This window comes from Streptomyces sp. NPDC004435, assembly GCF_042873895.1.
Lineage (GTDB): Bacteria > Actinomycetota > Actinomycetes > Streptomycetales > Streptomycetaceae > Streptomyces.
In genome coordinates this window covers 41,316-66,671 of record NZ_JBIAMB010000011.1, presented here as the reverse complement: position 1 = coordinate 66,671, position 25,356 = coordinate 41,316, and the positions used below count along the sequence as shown (strand labels likewise).

General features: G+C 73.8%; 23 protein-coding genes and 1 pseudogene. 11 read left to right on the top strand and 13 right to left on the bottom strand.

Annotated features, from left to right (window positions below; genetic code table 11):
- Positions 1–28: 28 nt before the first annotated feature.
- The 8 genes and pseudogenes from ACFYT9_RS21035 to ACFYT9_RS21000 all read right to left on the bottom strand — a co-directional run bounded on the left by ACFYT9_RS21035 (position 29) and on the right by ACFYT9_RS21000 (position 5,776).
- A complete protein-coding gene (locus ACFYT9_RS21035) occupies positions 29–547 on the bottom strand; it encodes a hypothetical protein (protein ID WP_389165988.1) in 519 nt (172 codons plus the stop codon).
- A 384-nt stretch (positions 548–931) separates the two neighbouring features.
- Entirely contained in the window at positions 932–1,306 is a 375-nt protein-coding gene (locus tag ACFYT9_RS21030; protein ID WP_387270312.1) for an FKBP-type peptidyl-prolyl cis-trans isomerase, read from the bottom strand.
- Positions 1,307–1,419: 113 nt separating this feature from the next.
- Positions 1,420–1,539, bottom strand: a pseudogene (locus ACFYT9_RS21025) (SAM-dependent methyltransferase); the annotation flags it as partial.
- A gap of 143 nt (positions 1,540–1,682) precedes the next feature.
- Entirely contained in the window at positions 1,683–1,838 is a 156-nt protein-coding gene (locus ACFYT9_RS21020) for a hypothetical protein (RefSeq protein ID WP_389165986.1), read from the bottom strand.
- A gap of 22 nt (positions 1,839–1,860) precedes the next feature.
- A complete protein-coding gene (locus ACFYT9_RS21015; RefSeq protein WP_389165983.1) occupies positions 1,861–2,319 on the bottom strand; it encodes a hypothetical protein in 459 nt (152 codons plus the stop codon).
- 173 nt (positions 2,320–2,492) lie between these two features.
- Positions 2,493–3,692, bottom strand: coding sequence for a S8 family peptidase (locus ACFYT9_RS21010; protein ID WP_376596211.1), 1,200 nt, complete (start codon positions 3,690–3,692; stop codon positions 2,493–2,495).
- 360 nt (positions 3,693–4,052) lie between these two features.
- Complete coding sequence (fabG, locus tag ACFYT9_RS21005) at positions 4,053–4,871, bottom strand: 3-oxoacyl-ACP reductase FabG (RefSeq protein WP_389165981.1); 819 nt, start codon at positions 4,869–4,871, stop codon at positions 4,053–4,055.
- A gap of 311 nt (positions 4,872–5,182) precedes the next feature.
- The gene (locus ACFYT9_RS21000) at positions 5,183–5,776 is read right to left on the bottom strand and encodes a TetR/AcrR family transcriptional regulator (RefSeq protein WP_389165978.1); all 594 of its coding nucleotides are present in this window, start codon (positions 5,774–5,776) and stop codon (positions 5,183–5,185) included.
- A 124-nt stretch (positions 5,777–5,900) separates the two neighbouring features.
- Between ACFYT9_RS21000 and ACFYT9_RS20995 the strand changes: the two genes are divergently transcribed.
- Both ACFYT9_RS20995 and ACFYT9_RS20990 read left to right on the top strand, forming a co-directional pair.
- Entirely contained in the window at positions 5,901–6,866 is a 966-nt protein-coding gene (locus ACFYT9_RS20995) for a TIGR03620 family F420-dependent LLM class oxidoreductase (RefSeq protein ID WP_389165975.1), read from the top strand.
- Between the two features lie 70 nt (positions 6,867–6,936).
- Positions 6,937–7,461 carry a VOC family protein gene (locus ACFYT9_RS20990; RefSeq protein WP_389165973.1) on the top strand — a complete coding sequence of 175 codons (525 nt, stop codon included), beginning with the start codon at positions 6,937–6,939 and terminating at the stop codon, positions 7,459–7,461.
- A gap of 139 nt (positions 7,462–7,600) precedes the next feature.
- On the opposite strand, the gene ACFYT9_RS20985 is transcribed toward ACFYT9_RS20990, so the two are convergent.
- Positions 7,601–8,146 (bottom strand): TetR/AcrR family transcriptional regulator, encoded by a 546-nt coding sequence (locus ACFYT9_RS20985; protein WP_387270320.1) that lies wholly within the window; start codon positions 8,144–8,146, stop codon positions 7,601–7,603.
- A 13-nt stretch (positions 8,147–8,159) separates the two neighbouring features.
- Positions 8,160–8,741 carry a sugar O-acetyltransferase gene (locus ACFYT9_RS20980; protein WP_387270321.1) on the bottom strand — a complete coding sequence of 194 codons (582 nt, stop codon included), beginning with the start codon at positions 8,739–8,741 and terminating at the stop codon, positions 8,160–8,162.
- A gap of 155 nt (positions 8,742–8,896) precedes the next feature.
- Here ACFYT9_RS20980 and ACFYT9_RS20975 point away from each other — a divergent pair, with 155 nt between their 5' ends.
- The 5 genes from ACFYT9_RS20975 (at position 8,897) to ACFYT9_RS20955 (ending at position 17,401) form a co-directional block, all read left to right on the top strand.
- Entirely contained in the window at positions 8,897–10,945 is a 2,049-nt protein-coding gene (locus ACFYT9_RS20975; protein ID WP_389165969.1) for a protein kinase, read from the top strand.
- On the top strand, positions 10,942–12,468 hold the full coding sequence (locus ACFYT9_RS20970) for a tetratricopeptide repeat protein (protein WP_389165967.1): 1,527 nt from the start codon (positions 10,942–10,944) through the stop codon (positions 12,466–12,468). Before ACFYT9_RS20975 ends, ACFYT9_RS20970 begins: the two co-directional genes overlap by 4 nt.
- A 185-nt stretch (positions 12,469–12,653) precedes the next feature.
- Positions 12,654–14,615 (top strand): acyl-CoA dehydrogenase, encoded by a 1,962-nt coding sequence (locus tag ACFYT9_RS20965; protein WP_389165964.1) that lies wholly within the window; start codon positions 12,654–12,656, stop codon positions 14,613–14,615.
- Between the two features lie 112 nt (positions 14,616–14,727).
- On the top strand, positions 14,728–15,597 hold the full coding sequence (locus tag ACFYT9_RS20960; RefSeq protein ID WP_389165961.1) for a GyrI-like domain-containing protein: 870 nt from the start codon (positions 14,728–14,730) through the stop codon (positions 15,595–15,597).
- 109 nt (positions 15,598–15,706) lie between these two features.
- Positions 15,707–17,401, top strand: coding sequence for an alkaline phosphatase D family protein (locus ACFYT9_RS20955; protein WP_389165958.1), 1,695 nt, complete (start codon positions 15,707–15,709; stop codon positions 17,399–17,401).
- Between the two features lie 75 nt (positions 17,402–17,476).
- Here the strand turns inward: ACFYT9_RS20955 and ACFYT9_RS20950 are convergent, their stop codons facing one another.
- Complete coding sequence (locus ACFYT9_RS20950; protein WP_389165955.1) at positions 17,477–18,385, bottom strand: oxidoreductase; 909 nt, start codon at positions 18,383–18,385, stop codon at positions 17,477–17,479.
- 82 nt (positions 18,386–18,467) lie between these two features.
- Between ACFYT9_RS20950 and ACFYT9_RS20945 the strand changes: the two genes are divergently transcribed.
- Entirely contained in the window at positions 18,468–19,445 is a 978-nt protein-coding gene (locus tag ACFYT9_RS20945; RefSeq protein ID WP_389166320.1) for a DUF5937 family protein, read from the top strand.
- A 9-nt stretch (positions 19,446–19,454) separates the two neighbouring features.
- Here the strand turns inward: ACFYT9_RS20945 and ACFYT9_RS20940 are convergent, their stop codons facing one another.
- Positions 19,455–20,063, bottom strand: a complete 609-nt coding sequence (locus tag ACFYT9_RS20940; RefSeq protein ID WP_389165953.1) for a DinB family protein — start codon at positions 20,061–20,063, stop codon at positions 19,455–19,457.
- Positions 20,064–20,343: 280 nt separating this feature from the next.
- Here ACFYT9_RS20940 and ACFYT9_RS20935 point away from each other — a divergent pair, with 280 nt between their 5' ends.
- The 3 genes from ACFYT9_RS20935 to ACFYT9_RS20925 are packed head-to-tail and all read left to right on the top strand — an operon-like array spanning position 20,344 to position 24,080.
- A complete protein-coding gene (locus ACFYT9_RS20935; protein ID WP_389165950.1) occupies positions 20,344–21,705 on the top strand; it encodes a discoidin domain-containing protein in 1,362 nt (453 codons plus the stop codon).
- Entirely contained in the window at positions 21,705–23,072 is a 1,368-nt protein-coding gene (locus ACFYT9_RS20930; RefSeq protein WP_389165948.1) for an MFS transporter, read from the top strand. The genes ACFYT9_RS20935 and ACFYT9_RS20930 overlap by 1 nt, the downstream gene beginning before the upstream one ends.
- A 3-nt stretch (positions 23,073–23,075) precedes the next feature.
- Entirely contained in the window at positions 23,076–24,080 is a 1,005-nt protein-coding gene (locus ACFYT9_RS20925; RefSeq protein ID WP_389165947.1) for a hypothetical protein, read from the top strand.
- A 49-nt stretch (positions 24,081–24,129) separates the two neighbouring features.
- Here the strand turns inward: ACFYT9_RS20925 and ACFYT9_RS20920 are convergent, their stop codons facing one another.
- A complete protein-coding gene (locus ACFYT9_RS20920) occupies positions 24,130–25,329 on the bottom strand; it encodes a Rieske 2Fe-2S domain-containing protein (RefSeq protein WP_389165945.1) in 1,200 nt (399 codons plus the stop codon).
- Positions 25,330–25,356 lie beyond the last annotated feature (27 nt).

Below are 25,356 nucleotides of genomic sequence, written 5' to 3'. Positions count from 1 at the left end.
CATGCTCGGAACCACGGGTTCCGAACGGCTAGAAAACGGCGCGAACGGTCGTCGTGCCGAACTGCTCGGCCGCCCACGGCAGTGCGGCGCAGGTCAGCAGGAACCAGGGGTCGTACGTCACCGCGGCCGCCCGGGCCGGGTGCGCCTCCGCCGTCCCGGCGACGGCGACGGTGTCACGGAGACGGACGGCGGCCGGGCCGACCGCGTACCGCTTCGCGGTCTGCCCGCCGCCGGAGGTGAACCGTTCCTCCCAGAAGAGCGGGTCGACCCGCGCGGTGCCGCGGGAGGGCCGGGCGTCGTCCATCAGGTCGGCCCCGTCGCGGTGGAAGGTCCAGCAGCCGAGTCCGCCGCGGACGACGAGGGTCCCGGGCCAGGTGACGAGCTCGAAGCCCTGCCATGACGCCCTGGGCAGGTCGAAGCGGAGATGGCGGTAGCCGCCGTCCCCCCGGAGAACCGTCATCAGCGCACCCCAGGAGTCGGCCGCGAAGCGGGCCTCGGCCTCCGCGATGTCCCGCTGGAGCTCGTCGTACGGATCGGTCACGCTCATCTGGGCGCCTCCCTGTGGGTTCAGCGCACGCGACCGTGCGCTCCTCTCGCCTGCCCCCGAACCGTCAGGGCACCGCCAGGACCAACGAGTTGGCGCGCGGAGAGGGTGCGGCGGTCCCCGACGTTGACGTGATTCCGCTGTTCTGTACGGGCGCGGGGGCGCCACGGGGACGGCCTGGGTGCGAGGGCGGCGTACCGCCTCCAGCGCACCGGGCTCGAAGCCGGCTGAGGACGTTCCTGGGCTGAGAGCGGCGGACGCGACGGCAGTCGCAGGCGCGGCGGCATGGCGTACCCGGGAGCCTCCACCCACCGGAAGGAGGGCCCCGTCACCGGACGGGGCCCTCCTCGCGTGTTCCGGCGGGGCCAGGCCGGCGAGGGCGCCGCGTCAGGCGACCGAGAGGAGGTCGACGACGAACACCAGGGTCTCGCCCGGCTTGATGGCCGGCGACGGCGAGCGGTCGCCGTAGGCCAGGTGGGGCGGGATGACCAGCTTCCGCCGGCCACCGGCCTTCATGCCCCGCACGCCCATCTCCCAGCCCTTGATGACCTGCTTCCCTCCCAGGGTGAACTCGAAGGGCTCGCCACGGTTCCACGAGGCGTCGAACTCCTCGCCGGTGGAGTGGGCGACCCCGAGGTAGTGGACCGACACCACGGCCCCCTTGGTGGCCTCGGCCCCGTCGCCGACCCAGACGTCCTCGATGTGCAGATAGGGGGACGGGCGGCCCTGGGGGGTGTCGATCTCCGGTCGTTCAAGGGCCATCGCCCGCTCCTCGCTCTCGTCGCCGGCCGACCTGCCGTCGGCCGACATCACTGGGTGATCACTCTCGCACGCCGTCCGGCGGGAACGTGACGGAACCCGGTCACGGGAACCCCGACTCGGCGGGCCTCGAACTCGTCCGCCATGGACAGATACGCGTCCAGGTCGCCGCGATCGGGATCGAGCGGGTCGTAGATCTCGGCGAGTCGCGGATGCCGGAAACAGTCGCCAACCATGCGGCCGAGGCTACGCAGCGCCTGCTCCTCGGCGCATCCGCCCTACGCGCCTCGGCGCACCCGCCCCCAGCTCCACGGCCACCCGCCCCACGAGCCACCCGCACTTCCGCGCGGGCTCACGGAGGAGCGCCGTGTCACCGCCCTCAGGGCACCACGCTGACCGCGAGGTAGCCGAACAGCAGGACGCCCGACATCACTCCCAGGACGACCAGGAGCCCCAGCCCCAGGACCAGGGCGATCGCCGTCCACCCGATGCGTTCGGCCCTCCGGCTCCGGTCCTGGGCCTCTTTCATGTCCATGACGTCCCCTCCCCTGGCGCGACTATCCCTTGCCGTCGCCCAGGTCGGCGACGAGGAGTTCGACGCACTCCGGGGACGTACGGGTGCCGGCGAACACGAGGGCCTTGATCCCCTTGCCCAGTTCGGACGCGGACCTGACCTCCCAGTCGCCCTTCGTCAGGGTCTTCATCTCCCGGTCGCCCTGCTGAACGCTCTTGCCCTCGGTCCAGCCGGCCTCGACCAGGCCCGCGATCGTGTCCGCGGCGGACTTCTTCGGATCGGCGGCGCGGCCGGGGTCGTCCGCCACCCAGTCGACCATGCACTCCTTGAGCTCGGGTTTCACCCTGCCGACCGAGGTGTCCTTGGTGAACCCTGCGGCTTTCGCGGCCGCGTCGATCTCCTTGGCGACGGTGGCCGCGTCCAGCTTCACGCCGTCCGCATCCGCCCCACCCTCCTCGCCGCACCCCGTCACGAGCAGTGCCAGACCAGCGGCAGCCGCCATCCATCCGACCTTGCGCACATGTCCCCCAGCGCCACGCATGGAGGCCACTTGCCCCCATCGAACAGGGATCCAGTTTCGCACGCGTGCATGAGGAGCCCCGCTCCCGGTCCGATCGGACGCACGGGGACGGCCCCCTGCGAACAGGGGGCCGTCGTGTGCGGGGTGAGTTCGGGTCAGGGGGCTATCTTCAGGAGCTTGTTGGGTGTGCCGGAGGACGGGTTCGTGATGGCGTCCGCGGTGGCCGAGCCGGTGAGCGCGGCGGCCGTGTCGGCCGGGGTCGCCGTCGGGTTGGCCGCCAGGTGGAGGGCGGCGGCGCCCGCGACGTGGGGGGCGGCCATCGACGTGCCGGAGATGGTCTTGACTCCGGAGTCGCTGTCGTTCCACGCCGAGGTGATCTCCGAGCCGGGGGCGTAGAGGTCCACGACGGCGCCGAAGTTGGAGAAGTCCGACTGCTCGTCCCCATTGGTGCTGGAGGCGACCGTGAGGGCTTCGGGGACCCGGGAGGGCGAGCCCTGGCCCGCGTCGGAGGACTCGTTTCCGGCGGCGACCGCGAAGGTGATGCCGGCGGCGATGGCGCGCTGGACCGCCGCGTCGAGCGCCTCGTCGGCGCCGCCGCCGAGGCTCATGTTGGCGACGGAGGGGCCGCTGTGGTTCTGCGTCACCCAGTCGATGCCGGCGACGACCTGCTCGGTGGTGCCCGAGCCGTTGTCGTCCAGGACGCGGACGGCCACGATCTTGGCCTTCTTGGCGACGCCGTGCGCGGTTCCGGCGATGGTGCCGGCGACGTGGGTGCCGTGGCCGTTGCCGTCGTCGGCGGTCTCGTCGTTGTCGATGGCGTCGAAGCCGTGGGTCGCCCGGCCGCCGAAGTCCTGGTGCGAGACCCGGACGCCGGTGTCGATGACGTACGCGGTCACGCCCTCCCCGCCGCCGTCGGGGTAGGTGTACTTCTCGTCGCCCGCGGTCTCGGCCTGGTCGATCCGGTCGAGGCCCCAGGACGGGGGCTTCTCCTGCGTCTCGTTGATGGTGAAGCGCTTGTTCTGCACGACCGTTCCGACCGCGGGGTCGGCGGCGAGGCGCTTGGCCTCCTGGACGCTCAGACCGGACGCGGAGAAGCCGTTGACCTCCGAGCCGTAGGCACGGTCGAGCGTGCCGCCGTACTTCTTCGCCAGGTCTTCCTTGTTCGCGGATGCGTCGAGGATGACGACGAAGCTGCCGTCCACGGCGCCGGGTGCGCCGAGTCCGTGCACGGTCCCTTCGGCAGGGGTCGCCGCGCCGGCCAGGTTGGCCGCGAGCAGGGCGGCGGCGGTGGAGCCCGCCACGCCTGCGGCGATGACCGTGTTGCGAACTCGACGCGATCGCTTGTGAGTTGCCATGTAGGGGATCTCTCCTCGTGTTGACGTGTGGGGCGTCAAACGTTCGGTAGAACCCTGTGCGCATTGGCAGGCGCAAATCAAGACCTGATCATGACAACTGCGTTATTCAACAAGGTTTCTTAAAAGGCTCTCCGCATCGCCTTCACGTCGTTCACGCGCCCCGACGCCCCCCTCCCCCGAACGCCCACATCACGCGGCGCGGCGCGACGGTCAGGTGTTCGGCGTGGTTCCAGGGCTGGACCTTCCCCACCCGGCGCGCCTGATGTCGTCCCAGCCGTCCGGGTCGGCGACGGCGACGATGCCGACGCCCCGGCTGAGTTCGGCCGGTTCTGGGCCGGCCTGCCCGCTCCGCTCCCGCCGTCAGCCGCCTGCCGGGGCGACGGAGGGGGCGACGGCGGGGGTGAGGGCGTCGAGGGATTCCGGCACGGTCTGGCCGCCGTCGACGGTCAGGGTCTGTCCGGTGATGAACGCCGCCTCGTCGGAGGCCAGGAAGGCCACGGCGTGCGCGACGTCCTCGGTCTCCCCCACCCTGCCGAGCGGGATCGAGGCCGTCATCCTGCGCAGGTAGTCCTCGCCCAGGGCCGTCAGGCCCTCGGTGCGGACGTTGCCGGGAAGGACGGCGTTCACCGTGATGCCCAGCGGCGCCAGTTCCAGCGCCGCACCGCGCAGGAACCCCAACTGCCCGGCTTTGCTCGCCCCGTAGTGCGACCAGCCGGCGTAACCCGTCGTGGGGCCGGTGATGGAGGACGTCAGGACGACACGGCCCCGCCCGGCGCGCTCCATGGCCGGCAGGCACGCCCGGACGGCGAGGATGGAACCGCGCAGGTTGACGGCCATGACCTCGTCGATGTCGGCGGCGGTCATCTCGCGCAAGGGCTTCTCGGGGAAGATCCCGGCGTTCGCGCACAGGACGTCCAGGTGCCCGTGCCGCCGTTCGGCCTCGGCCGCCATCGTTTCGACGGCGTCCGCGTCACGCACGTCCATGCCCAGGCCGGTGACGCGCCCGCCCGTAGCTCCCGCGAGACGTGCGGCGGCCTCGCGGGCCGTCGCCTCGTCCCGGCCCGTGAGCAGGACCGCCGCACCCCGGCGGGCGAAGAGCTCGGCGATCCCTCTGCCGATGCCTCGGGTCCCGCCGGTCACGACGACGGACCGCTCCTGCCAGGGGGTGGTACGGATCATGGCGCGACTCCCTCGCCCTTCGCCGGATGCCTCCACGACCGCCTCGGCCGCGGCGGCTCACCGTAGCCGAGGCGTGCTCCGCGCCGAGGGCCCGCCGGAACGGCGGCGACCCGGCAGGGGCGGGCGTCGAGGCGGTGCGGTGCGCCCTCGGCACGGGGCCACGCCCGGGCCCGGGGAACCGTGTCGGCCGGGGCCTGAACACCCGTCGTCGCGCTCACGGCCGCCCCCCGTTCACTCGAAAGATCCCGGCCCCGCCCGTCCTTGACGCCGGAGGGCCGGGGGACGGATCGCCCGCCCTGTCCGGGCGGGGGTCACGCCCTCCGGCGCGGCGGGGCGTGCACGGCGTCCAGCACGAGATCCAGCAGCAGGGCGGGCTGTTCGGCGCGCTCGCCGTGCACGGTGGACAGAGAGATCCCGACGACGAGTCGGAGGAGGTCCTCGGCCGCCAGATCGGCGCGAGCGGTTCCGTGCCGCTGGGCCCGGGCAAGCAGGCCGGCCGCCATGTCCAGGATGCGGCGGTGGCAGTCGAAGCCCAGCTCGCCGGCCGATTCGACCAGCAGGGCGCCGCCCATGCCCTGGTTCACGCGGGCGTGGGCGAGGAAGGCCCGTAGCCACCGCTCCAGGGCGTCGTCGGCGTCCTCCGCGGCGAGCAGCCGTTCCGCGTGGGCGCCCAGCGTCTCGATCCGGTCCGCGAGGACCGCGGCCAGCAGGTCCGAGCGCTGGGGGAAGTGGCGGTACAGCGTGCCCGGGCCCACTCCCGCCCGGCGGGCGATCTCGTTGAGGGACGCGCCGGGGCCGGATTCGGCGAACACCTCCCGCGCCGCCGCCACCAGACGTTCCCGATTGCGGCGGGCGTCCGTGCGTCGTGGAGGTGCGGCCGGGGCGTCAGCCCGCCTGTTCGTCATCGTCCCGCCCTTCACTCGGCTCCCGGCTCCCGGCTCCCGGAGCGACAAACCGGAGAGGTTCTCCGTATCCTAGCTCGAAAAGCGAAACGGAGAACCTCTCCGGATGACTTCCAGAGGAGCACGAATGACCGACGACGCACGGAACGCGCTCGGCCGGATCGGGGTCTGGACCCTCGCCTACGAGGAACAACCCGCCGGACGCGTGCGTGAATCGGCCGCGGAACTGGAGGAGTTGGGATACGGGGCGATCTGGCACGGCGAGGCGTTCGGCCGCGACACGGTGGGCCAGGCGTGGTTACTCCTGTCGGCCACCCGCCGCATCACCGTCGCGTCCGGCATCGCCAACATCGCGTTCCGCGACCCGATCGCGATGGCCGGCGCGACGCGCACCCTCGGCGAGGCGTTCCCGGGACGCTACCTGCTCGGACTGGGCGGGCACCGGGTCGACGACACCGCGCACGAGGTGGACGGCTACCCCGTGCCGGCCCGGGGCAGGGCGCTCGCCACCATGCGCTCCTATCTCTCGGCCATGGACGCCACCCCCGCCCACGGCCCCGTCCCGGATCCGGCCCCTCGCCGCGTACTGGCGGCCCTCGGCCCGAAGATGCTCAGACTGGCCGCCGAACGCACCTGGGGCGCGCACCCCTACTTCGTGCCCGTCGAGCACACCGCGCGGGCCCGGGCGATCATGGGACCGGACGCCTTCCTCGGGGTCGAGCAGGCCGTCGTCCTGGACACCGATCTCGGCCGGGCACGGGAGGTGGCCGAGGCGCACGTCGCCGGGTACGTCGCCATGGCGCCGCACCAGCGGGCGAACATCCTCAGGCTCGGCTTCGGCGAGGAGGACGTCACGGGCCGTCCGAGTCGCCGGCTGGTGGACGCGATCGTGGCGTACGGCGGCACGGAGGCGATCCGCCGCCGCGTGCGCGAGCACCTCGACGCGGGAGCCGACCATGTCTGCCTCCAGGTGCTGAGCGCCGATCCGGCCGCCCTGCCGGAGCGGGAGTGGCGCGAACTCGCCGGCGCCCTCCTCTCCCCCGCTCCGCCACGGGACGACCGTCGCCCCGCTGACCGCCTGCGCCCCAACTAGGACATAAATTGTCCTAGTTGGGGTCTAGTGTCGTGACAGCACGAAAGAACCGAGCGAGGGGACGAGACCGATGAACCGCACCGCACCCGAGGGCAACACCAGCGTCGCACCGTGGGTGGTCACCGACGACACCGGCGCCCTGCTGGACTTCGTCACGGCCGCGTTCGACGGCGAGGAGATCGGGCGGGTTCCGGTCGAGGACGGAACCATCGGCCATGGCGAGATCCGGGTCGGCGACACGGTCGTGCTGGCCTTCGACCGGCGACCCGACTGGCCGGTGATGCCCTCGTTGCTGCGGGTCTACGTCCCCGACGCGGACGCCGCCGTGGCCGCCGCGGTCCGGCACGGGGCAGAGGTGGTCACGCCGGTGAGCGACAGCGCGTGGGGGGATCGCGGCGGCCGGGTGCGGGATCCGTTCGGCAACATCTGGTGGGTGACGAGCCGGGTCGAGGACGTCGACCCGGAGCTCGCCTGGAAGCGCATGTCCGAGCCGAAGTACGCCGAGTCGATGCGCGTGGCCCAGGAGACCCTGGACTCCGCGCTGAGCGGGCGGGAGACGGGTGTGTCCAGCGCCCCTCTGCGCCCGGGCGGCTGAGGTCGCGCGTCCGCCGAGGCGTGGACGCACAGGAGCCGTCCCCCGGGTGTGTCGCCACCGCCGCCCGGGGTGGCGCGAGGTGCCTGCGAGGGCGCGGTGTCAGGTGCGCGCCCTCGCAGGCGGTCGGTGCGGCCGCCGGTCAGGCGGTCGTGGTGATGCGGCGGATCGCCTCGTGCGTCAGGTCGCGGTCGTGGGGCTCGGGGTCGAGGGCCCGGTGGAGGGTCAGGCCCTCGATGAGGGCGTCGAGCTGACGGGCCGTCCCGGGGTCGAAGTGCCGCTCCAGGAGGTGGCGGCTGCGGGCCATCCACGCCTGGGTGAGGGCGCGGTACTCGGGGCGGCGGGCGGCGAGGGTGTAGAGCTCCTGGGTCAGCACGAGGTCGCGCCTGGGCCCCTCGGAGAGGGCGTGGACGAGGGCGGTGAGGGCCTCTCGCGCCTGTTCCGGGTCGTCCACGCCGCCGAGGTGCTCGTCGAAGACGGTGACGATGTGGTCGGCGAAGCGGGTGAAGGCTTCGCGGAGCAGGTCGTCGATGCCGGTGAAGTGGTACGTCATCGAGCCGAGCGGCACCCCGGCGCGTGCGGCGATCTTCCGGTGGGAGACGCCGGCGACCCCCTCGGCCGCGATGTGGTCCAGGGTGGCGGCGAGGATGCGTTCGCGCCGCTGGGGGTCGGTGCGTCCGGTGGCCATGGCGGGCGCGCCGTCAGAGGTCGCGGACGGGGCGGGCGGGGTTGCCGACCGCGACGACGTTCGCGGGGATGTCCTTGGTGACGACCGCCCCGGCGCCGATGACGCTGTTGTCGCCGATGGTGACACCGGGGCAGACGATGACGCCGCCGCCGAGCCACACGTTGTTCCCCAGGGTGATGGGCCGGGCGGCCTCCAGCTTGTCGCGCCGGGGCTGGGGCTCCAGGGGGTGGGTGGGCGTGAGGAGCTGGACGTTCGGCCCGATCTGGCAGTCCTCGCCGATCGTGATCGCGGCGACGTCCAGCGCCGTCAGGTGGTAGTTCACGAACGTGCGCGCCCCGATGGTGATGTTGCTGCCGTAGTCGACGTACAGCGGCGGACGCACCTCGACCTCCTCCCCGACGGCACCGAGCAGTTCCCCGAGGACCGAGCGGGCCTCTTCGGGCCCGTCCACGAAGAGCGCCTGGTAGCGCGCGGCGAGGCGCATCGCGTGCCGCTGCCGCTCGGCGATCTGCGGGTCGTCGGCGATGTAGAGGTCGCCGGCGAGCATGCGCTCCAGCTGGGTGCGGGAGTCTCCCGCGAAGTAGTCGGTTGGCATGCGTACGACCGTACACCCTTGAAGGTACGTTCGTACACTCATCGGGTCAGGGCCCTTGCGGAACGCCCCGCGCGGAGCGCCCCGGGAACCGTCCCGACCCCGCCGCTCGTCCACACATCGGCTGACACGACCGTCCGGGCAGAGCGGGGTGGGGCATGGCGGAGAGGGACCCGCAAGGCACGGAGGGGCTTCCGGCGGCGGGCGACGTCCTGGCCGGGCGCTACCTCGTGGGGCGGGTGTTACGGGGCGGGATGGGAGTCGTCTGCCTCTGCCGCGATCTCTCCGACGACCGGCCGGTCGCGGTCAAGACGCTGCTCCCGGGCAAGGAGGGCGACATCGAGCTGCGGCGCGGCTTCCTCCAGGAGGCCACGCTGTGGTCCAGGATTCCCGCCCACCCACACATCGTCACCGTGGAACGGCTCTTCCGGGACGGGCCGGACGACCTGCCGTATCTGGTCCTCGAGTTCGTGGCCGCCGCCCCGGGGTACGACGACGCCTCGCTCGCGGCCCGCGCCCGCCGCGACGGGCCGCTCCCGCTCGCCGAGGCGCTCGGCTACGCGCTGGACGTCGCCCGCGGCATGGGACACACGGCGCGCGCCGTGCACGGGTTCGTCCACCGCGACCTGAAACCGGGCAACATCCTGATCACCGAGGACGGGACGGCGAAGGTCACCGACTTCGGGATCGCGGTGGCCTACCGGTCCATCGGCGCCGAGGTGCTGCTCCACGACCCCCGGTGGGCGGACGGAGCGGGCACGCCGTACTACATGGCCCCCGAGCAGTGGGAGCCCGGCCGCCGCGTCGACCTCCGCACCGACGTCTACGCCTTCGGGGCCATCGTCCACGAGCTGCTGACGGGCCGTACGGTGGTCTCCGGGGCGAACGTCTGGGAGCTGTGCGGAGCGCACATCAGCGGCCAGGCCGCCCTGGTCCCCCTGCCGGAGTCGTGGCCGCCGGCCCTGCGTTCCCTGTTGGCCCGCTGCCTGGCGACCGACCCCGCCGGACGGCCGGCGTCGTGGGACGAGGTGGAGCGGGCCCTCACGGACGCCTGGATCCAGGCCGCCGGCCCCGGAGGGCCCGACCCGTCCCACGGGAGCGGCGGTACGGACTCCGGGAGCGCGGTCCGCGCGCCGAGTCCGATCGAACGGGCCCACGCGGCCTTTGAGTTCGGTGTCTCGGCCCACGCCATCGGGGACCACGTCCGGGCCGGGCATCACTACCGCGAGGCCCTCGGACACGCGCGGACCGCCGGCGACGTCCTCCTGCAGGCCGAGCTGTGGGAGCGCATCGGAGTGAGCCTGCTGACGGCCGGACGGCGGGGCGAGGCGCTGAGCTGCCTGGACCGCGGGGTCGCGCTGCTGCGCGAGGCCGGCGAGCCGCGGGCCCTGAGCAGCCTCCTGAGCAGCCTCCTGAGCAGCCGGGCGCACGCCCACGGCGGCATGGGGCGGCCGGACGAGGCACGGGCCGACGCGGAGGAGGCCGTACGGCTCCTGGAGGGGGACGGGGACGAGGACGGCTCCGGCCTCACCCTGGCCCGGCTCACCCTGGCCCGGTCGCTCCTCGACGCGCGGCGCCCGCGGGACGCCCGGCCCCATGTGGAGCGGGCGCTGGCCTGGGCGCGCGCGGCCGGGGATCGCAGGCTGGAAGCGGACGCGCTGTCCGACCTCGGCGAGTCGGACCGGATGCTCGGGGACCTCGCCGCGGCCGCCGTCAGCTACCGGAGCGCCGTGGAGCTGTCCCGGTCGGTGGCCGACCTGTTCGGTGTGACCCGGGGGCTGCTCCAGGAGGGGAACGTACGGATCGCGTTGCCCGGTGGCGTACCCGCGGCCTTCGACCGCTGGTACGAGGGCCTTGAGCTCGCGTACGAGAGCGGCTTCGCCCCGCTGTACGCGCGCCTCGCCCACCGGCTGGCCGAGCAGCTGGAGGTCCTCGCCCGCACCCGCCGCCATCTCGGGGAGCACGAGGCGGCGCTGGGGCTGGCGCGCCGGGCCGCGCGCGCCCACCGGGAACTCGACGGCGGGGACACCGGCCCGGGCGCGGCCGCCCTCGATCTCGTCCTATGCCTCGAACAGCGGCGGCAGTTGCTGCGCGCCCACCCGGGCTTCGCCGAACTCGGTGAACAGCGGGCAGAGTTCGGACCCGCGGCGGCGTTCGTGAAGAGGACCGAGCGACACTTCACCGGAGACGGGGGCAAGCGGCCATGAGACCTTCCGAGCGCGATCCGCACCTCGCCGAGATGTGGCTGCCCTACGAGGAGGGCGTCGAGCTGAGCAGGGCCGGACGCTCCGAGCGGGCGCTGTCGAAGCTGGAGGAGGCGCTCGCGGCGGGCGAGCGGCTACTCGGACCGGACAGCGCGCACCTGTACGACATCCTTGAGGGCCTGCACGTGAACTACCTGTTCGCCCGGCGGTACGAGGAGGCCGCCGCGTGCGGTCTGCGAGCGCTCGACCGCGCCCCTGCGGTCCACGGCACCTCCCATCCGCGCACCGGTGACGTGATGGACAGCACGGCCCAGGCGCTGCGCCAGGTGGGTCGGCACCGGGAGGCGCTGACGCTGGACCAGCACAACCTGGTGATCCAGACCCAGGCGTTCGGCCGGCGGCACCCGGCCACGATCCGGGCGGCCGTCAACATCACGGCCTCCCACCTGGCCCTCGGCGAACGGGGCGAGGCACGCGACTACCTGGGGATCGCGGAGCGGGGCGCGGCCGTCACCGACGGCGTCCCGCCGCACACGCTCGCCCGGATGCGCGCCCACCGGCGGGCGATCGAGGACGGGGTGCCGGGACCCGACGGGCGGAGCACCTTCCCGGAGTTCGCGCCCGAGCAGGAGCCGGGGTACCGCGCGGACGCGGAGGACGGGGACCTGGCGGCCATGGTGCGCCTCGGCGGGGTGCTCGAACGACAGGGACGCGCGAGCGAGGCGGAGCGGTGGTACCGGCGGGCCGCGAGCGAGGGCGTGGCCCCCGCGCTCGCCGCCCTGGGGGCGCTGCTGTACGACGCAGGCCGCAAGGAGGAGGCCGAGCGGTGCCTCGGTGACGCGGCGGCCGCCGGCGACGTGCACGGCGCTTTCAACCTGGGCATCCTGCTCCTGAACGAGGACCGTCCGGGGGAGGCCGAGCGGTGGCTGCTGCGCGCCCACGAGGCCGGGGTGGGGCCGCGCCCCGCCCATATGCTGGCACTGGCGCTGGAACGACTGGGCCGTGACGAGGAGGCCGGACGCTGGTACCGGAGCGCGGCGGACGCAGGGCTTCCCGAGGCGAGCGGGAAGGTGGGGCGCCGGCTGGCCGACGCCGGTGACCTCGCCGGCGCGGAACCGTACATGCGGCGGGCCGCCGAGGGCGGGCGCGACACCGACGTCCTCGACCTCGCCCTGTTCCTCGGCCGGACCGGCCGGCCCGGTGACCGGCAGGAGGCCGAACGGCTGCTGCGGCGCGTGGCCGAGCGGGACCCGATCAGACCGGCCGGCGTGCTGGGCGCCCTGCTGCTGGAGCAGGGCCGCCCGCGGGACGCCGAACCGTGGCTCGTGCGCGCGGGCGAGAACGGCGACGTCGACGCGATGATGAACCTCTACGGGCTCACCACCGCCCTGGGCCGCCCCGACGAGGCGCTGCGCTGGCTGCGCCGGGCCGCCGACGCGGGCGACCCGCAGGCCGCGGACCTGTTGCGCCGCCTCCCCGCTGGGCCGCGCCGGAGCCGCTTGTGGAGGCGCCGCTCGGAGTCCTGAACGGGAGCACCGCGGCCCGTGCTGCCGCTCGGAGTCCTGACCGGGAGCACGGCGGCCGGTGCTGCCGCTCGGAGTCCTGAACAGGAACACCGCGGCCCGTGCGGGCCTGGCGTACGCCGCCCGGGGTTCGCTTCGTCACACGATCACCGCCGGTTGATCCCCTTCGGCCGGGGTATCCGAGGGCCATGGCACCCGATGATCCTTCCGCCGCGACCAGCGGCTCACCCCGGCCGGAGATCGACGTCGACGCCCTGGCGGGTCTCCTCGACGGCGGGTACGCCGGGATCCGCGACCTCGTCCGCACCGATCTGGTGGCCCACGCCTCCGTGCTGGAGGACGCCGAGCGGCTGGACACGGACGCGTTCCGTGAACGGGTCCGCGACATCGTCGTCGAGCTGGCCGCCACCGGGCAGCCCGGGATGGGCTTCCCCGTGGAGTACGGCGGCGGCGGTGACGTCGGCGCCTCCGTCGCCGCGTTCGAGACCCTCGCCTTCGGCGACCTGTCGGTGCTGGTCAAGAGCGGCGTGCAGTTCGGTCTTTTCGGCGGCGCGATCCTGCACCTCGGCACGGAGCGCCACCACGACGCGTACCTGCCGGATCTGGTCGCCGGGCGGCTCCTGGGCTGCTTCGCGATGACCGAGACCGGGCACGGCTCCAACGTCCAGGCGCTCGGCACGGTCGCCCGGTACGACCCCGAGGCCGGGGAGTTCGTCGTCACGACCACGGGCGACGCCGCCCGCAAGGACTACATCGGGAACGCGGCCCGTCACGCCGAGCTGGCGGTCGTCTTCGCCCAGCTGGAGGCGGGCGGCGAGTCCCGCGGGGTGCACGCGCTCCTCGTGCCGCTCAGGTCAGGGGGGCGGGTCCTTCCGGGCGTCGAGATCGAGGACGACGGGCTCAAGATGGGCCTCAACGGCGTCGACAACGGCCGGATCCGCTTCGACGGGGTCCGGGTGCCGCGCGAGGCGCTGCTCAACCGCTTCGCCGACGTCACGCCCGACGGCACCTACGTCAGCTCCATCGACAACCCCGACCGGCGCTTCTTCACGATGCTCGGCACGCTCGTGCAGGGGCGGGTCTGCGTGGGCGGTGCCGGCGTGAGCGTGGCCAAGGTCGCGCTGACGATCGCCGTCAAGTACGGCGTGCGAAGGCGCCAGTTCGAGACGTCGGCGGGCTCGGACGAGCAGCTCCTCCTGGACTACGGGCTGCACCAGCGCCGGTTGCTGCCGCTGCTGGCCCGTACGTACGCGCTGCACTTCGCCCAGGACGTCGTCCGCGGACAGCTGCACGACGTGTTCTCCGGCCACGAGGACGATCCGCGGGCGCGGCGCAGGCTGGAGTCGAGGGCCGCCGCCACGAAGGCGCTCGGCACCTGGCACGCCACCCGGACCGTGCAGGAGTGCCGCGAGGCCTGCGGCGGCGCGGGCTATCTCGCGGCGAACCGCTTCGCCGCGCTCAAGGCCGACAGCGACGTCTTCACCACCTTCGAGGGCGACAACCACGTGCTGCTCCAGCTCGTGGCGAAGGGCCTGCTCACCGACCACGCCGGCGAGTTCGAGGACCTGGACCAACTGGGCGTGGTCCGGTACGTCACCGGGCTCGCCGTCGAGACGGTGATCGAGAAGGCGTCCGTCCACAAGCTCCTGGAGCGGGTCCGCGACCTGCTGCCCGGCGGCGACGCGTGGGATCAGGAGGCGGGGCTGCTCGACTCGGAGTACCAGCTCGCCATGCTGCGCTACCGCGAGGAGCACATGCTGGCCGGGCTGGCGCGCCGGCTCAAGCGCGGCATCGACCAGAAGCGCGATCCCGGCGCCGTCTTCTCCCAGGTCCAGGACCATGTGATCGCGCTCGCCCACGCCCACGCCGAGCGGCTGGTCCTCGAAGCGTTCGTCGACGCGTGCCGGGCCCTGCCCGACGGCGGCGACAAGCTCGCGCTCAAGCCGCTGTGCGACCTGTTCGCGCTGTCCACGATCGAGGCGGACCGGGCGTGGTTCATGGAGCACGGGCGGCTGACCGTCCAGCGGTCCAAGGCGATCACCCGCGAGGTCAACGGCCTCTGCCGCGGCATCCGGCCGCACGCCGTCGACCTGGTCGACGCCTGGCGCGTCCCGCCCGAGGTGCTGCGCGCCGGGGACCTGCTGGGCTGAGGTCCGGCACCCGCGCCCGCCCGGGACGGGTCCGCACCTGATCGGATCGGACCGCGGCGATCGGGTGCGGGCCCGGGGCCCGGTGCCAGGGTGGGAGTCGAAAGGAGGCCGCATGATCTCGGCACTCAACCGGCTCGTGGATCTCGTCGAGGAGCACCTCTCCGAGGAGCTCGACGTCGACGCGCTGGCCAGATCGCTCGGCACGACCGAGTACCACCTGCGCCGGATGTTCTCGTCGCTGGCCGGCATGCCGCTGTCGGAGTACGTACGCCGGCGGCGCATGACCGTCGCCGCCGGCGACGTCGTCCGGGGCGAGGACGATCTGCTGACCGTCGCCGTCCGGCACGGATACGGGTCGGGCGAGGCGTTCGCCCGCGCGTTCCGGTCCGTGCACGGCGCCGGTCCCGGTGACGTACGCCGCGACGGAGGCCCCTTGCGTACACAACCGCAGCTCAGGTTCCGCCTGACCGTCGAAGGGAGCATCCCCATGGACACCCGCCTCGTCGACCGCCCCGCGTTCCGCCTGGTCGGACACTCGGCCCGGGTACCGCTCATCCATGAGGGCGTCAACCCGCACATCGTCCGGCACATCGCCGCGCTGCCGCCGGAGGAGCACCTGCGGCTGAAGTCGCTGGGCGACACACAGCCGGAGGGCTTGCTCCAGGTCACCGACGACGTCGACCCCGACGCCGCGGAGGGCAGCGAGCTGACCTACCTCCACGGTGTCGCCCTGGAGGGAGAGACGCCCGTGCCGGACGGGCTGGACGCGATCGAGGTGCCGGCCGGCCGGTGTGCGGTCTTCCGCACCAGCGGGCCCCATCCGCAGGCCCTGCAGAGGGCCTGGGCGGCGACCGCGACCGAGTGGTTCCCCTCCAACCCGTGGCGGCTGCGGCAGGGCCCCTCGATCGTCGCGGTCCTCGAACGCGCGGACGACTTCACCACCGCGACGTGCGAGCTCTGGCTGCCCGTCGAGCCCGCGTGACACACGCGACCCGTCATCGGCGCCGGAGGGGTCAGGGCGGTCGGCGTCGTCTCGGTAGCGTCCCGGCCGTCCGTTCCGTAGCGTGAGGAGCGCCTGAAGGGGGATCGCGATGGCCCGTCTGAGGCTGGGACCCCTCCTGCGGTACGTGGACTGGGGGTCGGGCACGAGCGCGACCGTGTGGGTCGAGACCGACACGGCGTGCACGGTGGAGCTCCTGTGCCCCGACGGCGCCGGGGGTTCGGCTCCGACCTTCGGCGTCGCGGGCCATCACTACGCCCTGGTCGTCGTCACCGGGCTCACCCCCGGGACCACCACGCCGTACGAGGTGCTGCTCGACGGCGAGCGGGTGTGGCCCCTCGCGGACTCGCCCCTGCCGCCCAGCACCCTCCGCACGCCGCCGGTCCCGGCCACGGACGCGGTGGTCGCCTTCGGCTCGTGCCGGTGGGCGGCACCCGCCGCGGGCAGGTCGGATCCGGTGGGGCCCGACGTCCTGGACACCCTCTCCGCCCGGCTCGCGGCCGACCCCGAGGCCGAGCGCCCGGACGTGCTGCTCCTCCTCGGCGATCAGGTGTACGCGGACGAGACGTCGGCCGGGACGCGCGCCTGGATCGCCCGGCACCGGCGGGCGGCCGGCACCGGTTCCGCCGCCCCGCCGGATCAGGTGGCCGACTACGAGGAGTACACCCGGCTCTACGACGAGTCCTGGGGCGACCCCGGGTTGAGGTGGCTGCTCGCGACCGTGCCCAGCTGCATGATCTTCGACGACCACGACGTGATCGACGACTGGAACACGAGCGCCGCCTGGGTGGCCGAGATGCGCGCGACGCCCTGGTGGCACGAGCGGATCATCGGCGGCCTGATGTCGTACTGGGTCTACCAGCACCTCGGGAACCTCTCCCCCGCCGAGCTCGCCGAGGACGAGGTGTACGCGGCGGTCCTGGCCGCCGGTGACGGCACGGAGGTGTTGCGGGCCTTCGCGGAGCGCGCGGAGGCCGACCCGGCGGCGGCGCGCTGGAGCTACCGCAGGGACTTCGGGCGCACCCGGCTGCTCATGGTCGACACCCGTGCCGCTCGGGTCCTGGAGGAGCGGCGCCGGGCGATGCTGGACGCGGAGGAGGCCGCCTGGCTGCGGACGCAGGCGTTCGACGACCTCGCCGCGGTCGACCATCTGCTGGTCGGGACCTCGCTCCCGTGGCTGCTGCCCCCGATGGTCCACTTCGCGGAGGGCTGGCACGCGGCGCTCTGCCGCGGTGAGCGCGGGCCCCGCTGGGCGCGCTTCGGCGAGTGGCTGCGCCGGCGTGCGGACCTGGAGCACTGGCCGGCGTTCCCCTCCTCGTTCGCGCGGCTGACGGACACGGTCGCCGAGGTGGGACGGCACGCCCACGCCCCGGCGACGGTCTGCGTCCTCTCCGGCGACGTGCACCACGCGTACGTCGCGGAGCCCGTCTGGCCGGCCGGACAGCAACCGCGCTCCCGCGTCCTCCAGTTCACCTGCTCGCCCCTCCACAACTCGGTCCCCGCCACGATGCGGGCCGGATTCCTGCTCGGCTGGAGCCGGCCGGCCAAGCTCTTCGGCCATCTCCTGGCCCGTCACGGACGGCTCGTGAGGCCGACGGTCCGGTGGGAGCGCGCCGGCGGCCCGTGGTTCGGCAACCAGTTGATGACGCTGACCCTGCGCGGGCGCACGGCACGGCTGCGGCTGGAGCGGGCGTCGGCGGGCGCGAAGCGGGGGCGCCGGGGCGCGGATCGGTCGGGAGCGCGCCTGGAGGGCGTTCTCGACCGAGCGCTGACGGACGGGAGTTGACGCCGCGCCGGCTCCCGGGTGCGCCGTGGCGGGGTGCGCCGTGGTGGGGTGCGCCGTGTCACCGCCGTGGCCGGGTCACGTGGCTGTCCGCCGGACCGAGTCCAGGGCGGTCAGTTCCTCCGGGGAGAGGCGGAGCGAGCCGGCCGCCACGTTCTCCGCGAGATGACCGAGGTCGCCGGTGCCGGGGATGGCCAGGACGTGTGGGCCCCGGTGCAGGGTCCAGGCCAGCCGCACCTGGGCGGTGCTCACGCCGTGGGCTCGGGCGACGGCCCGGACCTCGTCGCTCTCGCCGGCGGTCGCGCCCGCCGTTCGCCCCTGGCCCGCGATCGCGTAGAACGGCACGTAGGCGATGCCCTGCTCGCCGCAGAGGCGCAGCAACTCCGCCTGCTCGGGCGAGGCTCCGACGCCGTACATGTTCTGGACGCAGACCACGGGTGCGATGGCCTGGGCCTCGGCGAGGTGGTGCGGCTGGATGTTGGAGAGGCCCAGGTGGCGGACGAGTCCGGCGTCGCGGAGTTCGGCGAGCGCGCCGAAGCGTTCGGCGACCGAGGCGGCACCGACGACCCGCAGGTTCACCACGTCCAGGTGGTCGCGTCCGAGCTGACGCAGGTTCTCCTCGACCTGGCCGCGGAGCTGCCCGGGGGTGGCGTGCGCCGTCCATTCACCGGAGGGGTCGCGCCCGGGTCCGACCTTGGTGACGATCACGAGGTCGTCGGGGTAGGGGCCCAGGGCCCGGTTGATCAGCTCGTTCGCGGAGCGCAGCGGGGAGAAGTAGAACGCGGCGGTGTCGATGTGGTTCACGCCGAGCTCGACCGCGCGGCGCAGCACCTTGACGGCCTGGTCGCGGTCGCGCGGGACAGCGCCCGGTGTGAGTGCCTCGCCGTGCTGGGTGAGGCGCATCGTTCCGAAGCCGATCCGGTTGACCGTGCGGTCGCCGAGCTTCCAGGTGCCCGCCGCCGAGGCGGTGATGAGGGGTGAGGTCATGGCGTGATGATCGGTTCGCGGTAGCCTGCGAGGCCATTGTTTCACTCATGCGCGAATCCGTCGGGGGGTCGGAGTGGCGGAACTGGCTTTCACAGCGAGCGATCTCGCCCAGGTGCGGTTCGTGGTCTCGCCCTCGTGGGAGGTCGTCCCCAGCTTCCGGCTGCTGACGTCGGGGGCCTCGCACCCTGTCCACGGGCCCTGGGCCGAGCAGGTGCGTCCTCGTCTGCGGGCCGCGGGTCTCGACCGGGGCTGGCTCGCGGAGCTGGTCGGGTCCTCCGGCTACGTCCCCGACTTCCTGAACCCGGCGCCCGCCGGGCCCGCCCCCGCGCCGGCGGCGGAGTGGGAGGCCATCACGGACTCCCCCGCCGACCGGGTGCGGCAGGACCTCGATCATCTCGCCCGTCACCAGGGGCGCCTCGGCCCGCGTCTGTCGCGGCTGCACGCCGACCCGCCCGCCCACCTGGCCAGGCTGGCACGGGAGGTCGAGACGTACTGGGAGCTGGCACTGGCTCCCTACTGGGCGCGGATCAGGGCCGTGCTCGACGCGGACCTGCTCCATCGGGCCCGCACGATCGCGGAGCACGGAGCGGGCCGTCTCCTCAACGACCTGCACACCTCGGTGAGCTGGGTCGACGACACGCTCAGGCTGGAGCGGAGGAAGCGGGACATGCCCCGCGAGTCCAGTGGCGCGGGGCTGCTGCTCATCCCCTCGGTGTTCACCGGCCCCGGCCTGCGCACACGGGTGCGCCCGCCGGACCCGCCCCAACTCGCCTATCCGGCCCGTGGCACCGGCACCCTGTGGCAGGCGCGGCCGGCCGTCGGGGCCGCCGCCCTCGCGCCCGTCCTGGGCCGCTCGCGGACCCTGCTGCTCGTCGAACTGGACGCCCCGGCCTCCACCACCGAACTGGCCCGTCGTACGGGGCAGTCGGCGGCCGGGGTCTCGCAGTGTCTGACCGCGCTCCGCACCGCCGGCCTCGTCAGCGCCCACCGCGCGGGCCGGGCCGTCCTCTACGCCCGCACCGCCGCGGCGGAGACCCTCCTCCGGGCGGCCTCCCCGTGAGCAGGAGGGTCAGCCCCCGGCGGCGCCGGTGCGGTCGTGGGCCCGGCGGGCGTGCTTCTCCAGGCGGTCGCGGTACTCCCCGTACCAGCTCTCCCCGGCGTCCGGCATGTTGCTGTCGGCCGGGCGCATGCCGGCGCTGCCGTCGATCAGTTCGCGGACGATGTCGGCGTGGCCGGCGTGCCGGTACGCCTCGGCCGTCACGTGGAGCAGGACGCGCTGGAGGGTGACCTCCTCGCCCTGCTCCCCCCACCAGGGGACGTGGCCCGTCGCGTCGAGCGGCAGGGTTTCTATCGTCGCGTCGGCGTGGGCCCAGGAGCGGCGGTACAGGTCCAGGATCCGGTCCCGGGGCTCGTCCGCGGTGGCCCACATGTCGGCGTTCGGCTCGGCGCCGTCGTCGTACCAGGGCAGGGCCTCGCCGTGCGGGCGGCCGAAGACCGGCCCGAAGTAGGAGAGTTCGCCACTCGCCAGGTGCTTGACCAGACCGAGGAGGTTGGTCCCCGTCGAGGTGAGCGGGCGGCGTACGTCGTACTCGGAGAGCCCTTCGGTCTTCCAGACGACGGCCTCGCGGGCCGCCCTGAGGTAGCGGTGCAGGTCTGCCTTCGGGTCATGACGGTTCATGGGCCGAGTCTCGCACCCCCCACTGACAACCGGACGGTGCGAGGAGGTGCCCCAACACGTCCTGAGGGGAGCGTCGTTCGCCGTCCGCACCGCCCGCCGGCATCTGGTAGTAAACCTTACTGTCCGATAGCATCCCCGCAGCGGCTCGGCGCGGCGGCCCCACGGGGACGTGACGCGCTCAGCGAGAGCTCTGACCCGGCCGCCGCGCACCACCCCGCCCGTGCCGTGGTGCGCCGTGCCGGTGTCCAGCTCTCGCCCCCTCAGGCCAGGGAGTCCAGGCATGCGTCCGTTCGCATCCACCCCACCTCGCCGCACCACGTCCCTCACCTCCCCCACCTCGCTGTCCCTCGTCCTCGCCGCCGTGCTGATGCTCGTCGGCGGGCTCCTCCTCGCCCTCCCCGACCGGGCCGGCGCCCGGGCCGCCGCCGACTCGCTGATCTCGCAGGGCCGTCCGGCCACCTCGTCGTCCGTCGAGGACGGCACCTTCGGACCGGAGAAGGCCTTCGACGGCGTCTCCACCACCCGCTGGGCCAGTGCCGAAGGCGTCGACCCGCAGTGGATCAGGGTCGACCTCGGCCCCGACGCGACCGTCTCCCGCGTCAAGCTCGTCTGGGAGGCCGCCCACGCCAAGGCGTACCGCGTCGAGATCTCGTCCGACGGCACGAACTGGACGCGCCTCGCCACCGAGACCGCCGGGAACGGCGGCACCGACGACTGGACCGGGCTGACCGGGACCGGCCGCCACCTGCGCGTGTACGGCACCGCCCGCGGCACCCCGTACGGCTACTCGCTCTACACGGTGGAGGTCTACGGCACCGCCTCGACCACTCCCCCGCCCACCGGCGCCTTCACGGTCGTCGCGGCCGGCGACATCGCCGCCCAGTGCACGGCCTCCAGCAGCTCCTGCGCCCACCCGAAGACGGCGGCGCTGGCCCAGCGGATCGCCCCGTCCTTCTACCTGACGATGGGCGACAACCAGTACGACGACGCCCTGCTCTCCGACTTCCGCGCCTACTACGACAAGTCCTGGGGCGCGTTCAAGGCGAAGACCCGGCCCGTGCCCGGCAATCACGAGACCTACGACCCGGCGGGGTCGCTCGCCGGCTACAAGGCGTACTTCGGCTCGATCGCCTACCCGCAGGGCAAGCCGTACTACAGCTACGACCACGGCAACTGGCACTTCGTCGCCCTCGACTCCAACTCCTTCGACGACCCGACGCAGATCCAGTGGCTCAAGGACGACCTCGCCCGCACCACCAAGGGGTGCGTCGCCGCCTACTTCCACCACCCGCTGTACTCCTCCGGCGGCCACGGCAACGACCCGGTCTCCCGGCCCGTCTGGAAGATCCTCCACGCCGCCGGGACCGACCTCGTCCTCAACGGCCACGACCACCACTACGAGCGCTTCGCCCCGCAGGACGCCGACGGGCGGGCCACCGCCGACGGCATCGTCGAGATCGTCGGCGGCATGGGCGGCGCGGAACCGTACGACATCGAGACCGTCCAGCCCCACAGCCAGAAGCGGATCAGCGGCACCTACGGGGTCCTGAAGCTCGACCTCACGGACACCACCTACACCTGGCAGTACGTCGGCACCGACGACCGGGTCAAGGACTCCGCCCCGACCTACACCTGCCACTGATGTACCTCGCGACCACCGGTCGCCCCGACGCGCCGCCCGCCCCCTCGGGGGTCCGGCGGCGCGTCCCCGGCACCGTCCTCGCGCTCGGCACGGTCAGCCTCGTCACCGACGTCTCCTCGGAGATGGTGACCGCCGTCCTGCCGCTGTACCTGGTCCTCGGACTCGGCCTCTCCCCCCTCCAGTTCGGACTGCTCGACGGTCTGTCCACCGGCGCCACCGCCCTCGTACGGCTCCTGGGCGGCGCCACCGCCGACCGCGGCGGACGGCACAAGGCGGTCGGCGGCGCCGGCTACGCCCTGTCCGCCCTCTCCCGGCTCGGCCTGCTCCTCGCGGGCGGGTCGACCGGGTGGATCGCCTGTGCCATCGGCGCCGACCGGCTCGGCAAAGGGGTGCGCACCGCTCCGCGCGACGCCCTCATCACCCTCCACAGCGCGCCCGAGGAGCTGGGCCGCTCCTTCGGCACCCACCGGGCCATGGACACCGTCGGTGCCCTCCTCGGACCGCTGGCCGCCTTCGCCCTGCTGTGGCTGACGGCCGACGCGTACGACGCCGTCTTCGCCGTCAGCTTCTGTGTCGGCGCCTTCGGCGTCGTGCTGTGGCTGCTGTTCGTGCCCGGCCGCGGCAGCGCCGCCGCGCTTCGCGCGCGCGGGCCCCTCCCCGCCACGCGCGCGCGGGGCGGGCTGTTCGCCGGTCTGCGCTCGCCCGGCTACCGGCGGATCGTGCTGTGCGCCGCGCTCCTCGGCGCGGCCACCATCGGCGACTCCTTCCTCTACCTGCTGCTCCAGCGCCGGCTCGCCTTCGACGCCACCTGGTTCCCCTTCCTCCCGCTGGGCGCGGCCACGGTCTTCCTGCTGCTCGCCGTCCCCGCCGGCCGACTGGCCGACCGCCTCGGGCGGCGCCGGCCGCTCCTGTACGGACACGGGGCCCTCCTCCTCGCCTACGGCCTGCTGCTGACCCCGCTGCCCGACCTGGCCGTCCTGCTGGGCGTCCTCGTCCTGCTCGGCGTGTTCTACGCCGCGACCGACGGCGTCCTGATGGCCCTGACCGGCCCCTATCTGACCGAGGGCCGGCAGGCCGGCGGGCTCGCCCTCGTCCAGACCGCGCAGGCGCTCGCCCGGCTCGGCTCCGCCGTCGCCTTCGGCGCCCTGTGGACGGCGAGCGGCCCGGAGACCGCTCTCACCGCGGCTCTCCTCGCCCTCGCCGCCGCCGTCTGCTGCGCCGCGCGCCTCCTTCCCGGCGCGACCACGGCCCGCACCGGCCCGACCGCGCCCGCCCCCTCCACTCCCTCCGAACCCTCCGAACCCACCGAGCCCACCGAGCCCACCGAGCCCACCGAGCCTCCCATGCCTTCCGAGAGGACCCCCTGACCCATGCCCGTCCCGACCGGCGCCTCCACCCGTACCCGCGTCTGGATCCTCGTCCTCGCGCTCCTGCTGCTCGGCGGCGGGGCCACCGCCTACACCCTGCGCGCGGCCTCGGGCCGCGACGCCGTGAGCGACGGCACCGCCGACCCCGGCTTCGCCCTCACCGGGAGCGCCCTGTACGTGCGGGACACGGCGACCGGTCGCGTCGCGCGCGCCGACCCGTCCGCGCCCGGCGGGCGGGTGGCGGGCGGTCCGGTCTGCGACCGCTTCCACGCGGCCGGGGACACCGCGCTGTGCCTCCGCCGCAGGCCCGGCGTCCCGGCCCGCTCGTACGTCGTCGTGCTCGACCGGGAGCTGCGCGAGGTGCGCCGCATGAGCCTGCCGGGCATCCCCAGCCGGGCCCGGGTCTCCGCCTCGGGCGACATGCTCGCCTGGACCATGTTCACGACCGGCGACTCCTACGCCCGCTCCTCCTTCTCCACCCGCACGTCCGTCCTCGACCTGCGCACCGGGTACCTGGTGAAGAACATGGAGCAGATCCCGCTGACCCTCGGCGGACGCCGGTACCACGCACCCGACGTCAACTACTGGGGCGTCAGCTTCGCCGCCGACGACAACCGCTTCTACGCCACCGTCTCCACCGACGGCCGCACCCACCTCGTCGAGGGCGACATGGCCGCCTGGTCGGCCCGGGCGCTGCGCGAGAACGTCGAATGCCCGTCGCTCTCCCCCGACGGCAGCCGGATCGCGTTCAAGAAGCGGGTGTCCGAAGGACCGCGCGAACCATGGCGGTTGTACGTGTACGACCTCGCCACCCGCCGCGAGCACCCGGTCGCCGAGCCGCACGGCGTGGACGACCAGGCCCTGTGGACCGACGCGAGGACCCTCGCGTACGGCCGCGGCGGCGGGGTCTGGTCCGTCGCCGCCGACGGCTCGGCCGCACCGCGTCTCCTGGCCCCGTCCGCTTCCTCGCCGACGGTCACGGGCGCGGAGGCGCCCAGCGGTTCCTGAGCCTCTTGGCGCTCCTCAGGCCCCTGAGGCGATGGTGCCGCCTCCTCCCTCAGGTCGGCGTGACGCGGCCGGCGTCGGCGCACCCGTCCGCGTCCGCGCAGGCCGTGGCCCAGGAGTCCGCGGGGGCGAGCGGGACGCCGTTCTCGCGCAGCACCTTCCGAACGTCGAGGATCAGCGGGAAGACCTCCTGGTTCAGGTCGGCGCCCTGCTCGTCCCAGGCCCGCTGCTCGGCCTCGACGGCCATCCTGTCCTGGGCGAAGACGCGCTCGGTGAAGCGCCGGATCAGGGGCCACGCCACATGGAGGGCGCCGGGGAGGGCGGGCTTCGCGATCATGAGGAGCCCGAAGACGCGGCTGACCCGCTGTTCGGCGTCCACCGGCACGTAGGCGGCCCACAGGGAGAACGCGGCGGTGCCCGAGGTCTCGGGGACGGCCTGGAGGGTCTGGTAGGGGTACGCGGTGCGAATGGTGACCACGTCCGGCGTCGAGGCGCCGCCCTTCCCCTCCGCGGAGAGCAGCCCCGCCCCTCGGTCCTTCCGCCCGCCGGACGGCACGAAGAGGTACCGGGCCTCCACGGAGCGCGGGTCCGTGTCGTACCCGAGGAGTTCGGGGTGGATCCGGCCGAGGACGCCCCGGTGCAGGAACTGGTGGTTCATGTCGAGCAGGTTCTCGTGCAGGAACGAGTAGTGGCAGCGCACCGTGCGCGCGAACATCATGGTCCGGTGCCGCGGGGAGTCCGCCTCGGGCAGTACGGGCAGCGGCGCGGCCTCCGCGAGGGCGGGGTCGCCGGGGAAGACGAAGACGAGTCCGTACCGTTCGCGCACCGGGTACGCGCGCACCCCGCGCGGTGGCCGGGGGGCGCCCTTGGGCAGGTAGGGGATCTGCGAGATGCGCCCGTTCCCCCGGTAGGCCCAGGCGTGGTAGCAGCAGCGGAGCGTCTCGCCCTCCACCACCCCCAGGCTCAGCGGCACCTGGCGGTGCGCGCAGCGGTCCTCCAGGGCGTAGACGGTGCCGCCGTCCCCCCGGTAGAGCGCGATGCGCCGGCCGGCGAAGGAGGCCGCGCGGACCTTCCCCCTGGACAGGCTCGCGGACCGGGCGACCGGGTACCAGAAGTCCGGGTCGATCCCGACGCGCCGCAGATCGGTCGCGCCCGCCGCGCGGTCGCCGACCGCCGTTCCGTCCACCGCTCCCGGGGCACCGGCCTCCGGTCCCCGGCCCGTCCCGCGGGTCGCGTTCGCCTCCTCGGTCATCCGCCGCTCCCTCTCGTCACCTCGCAC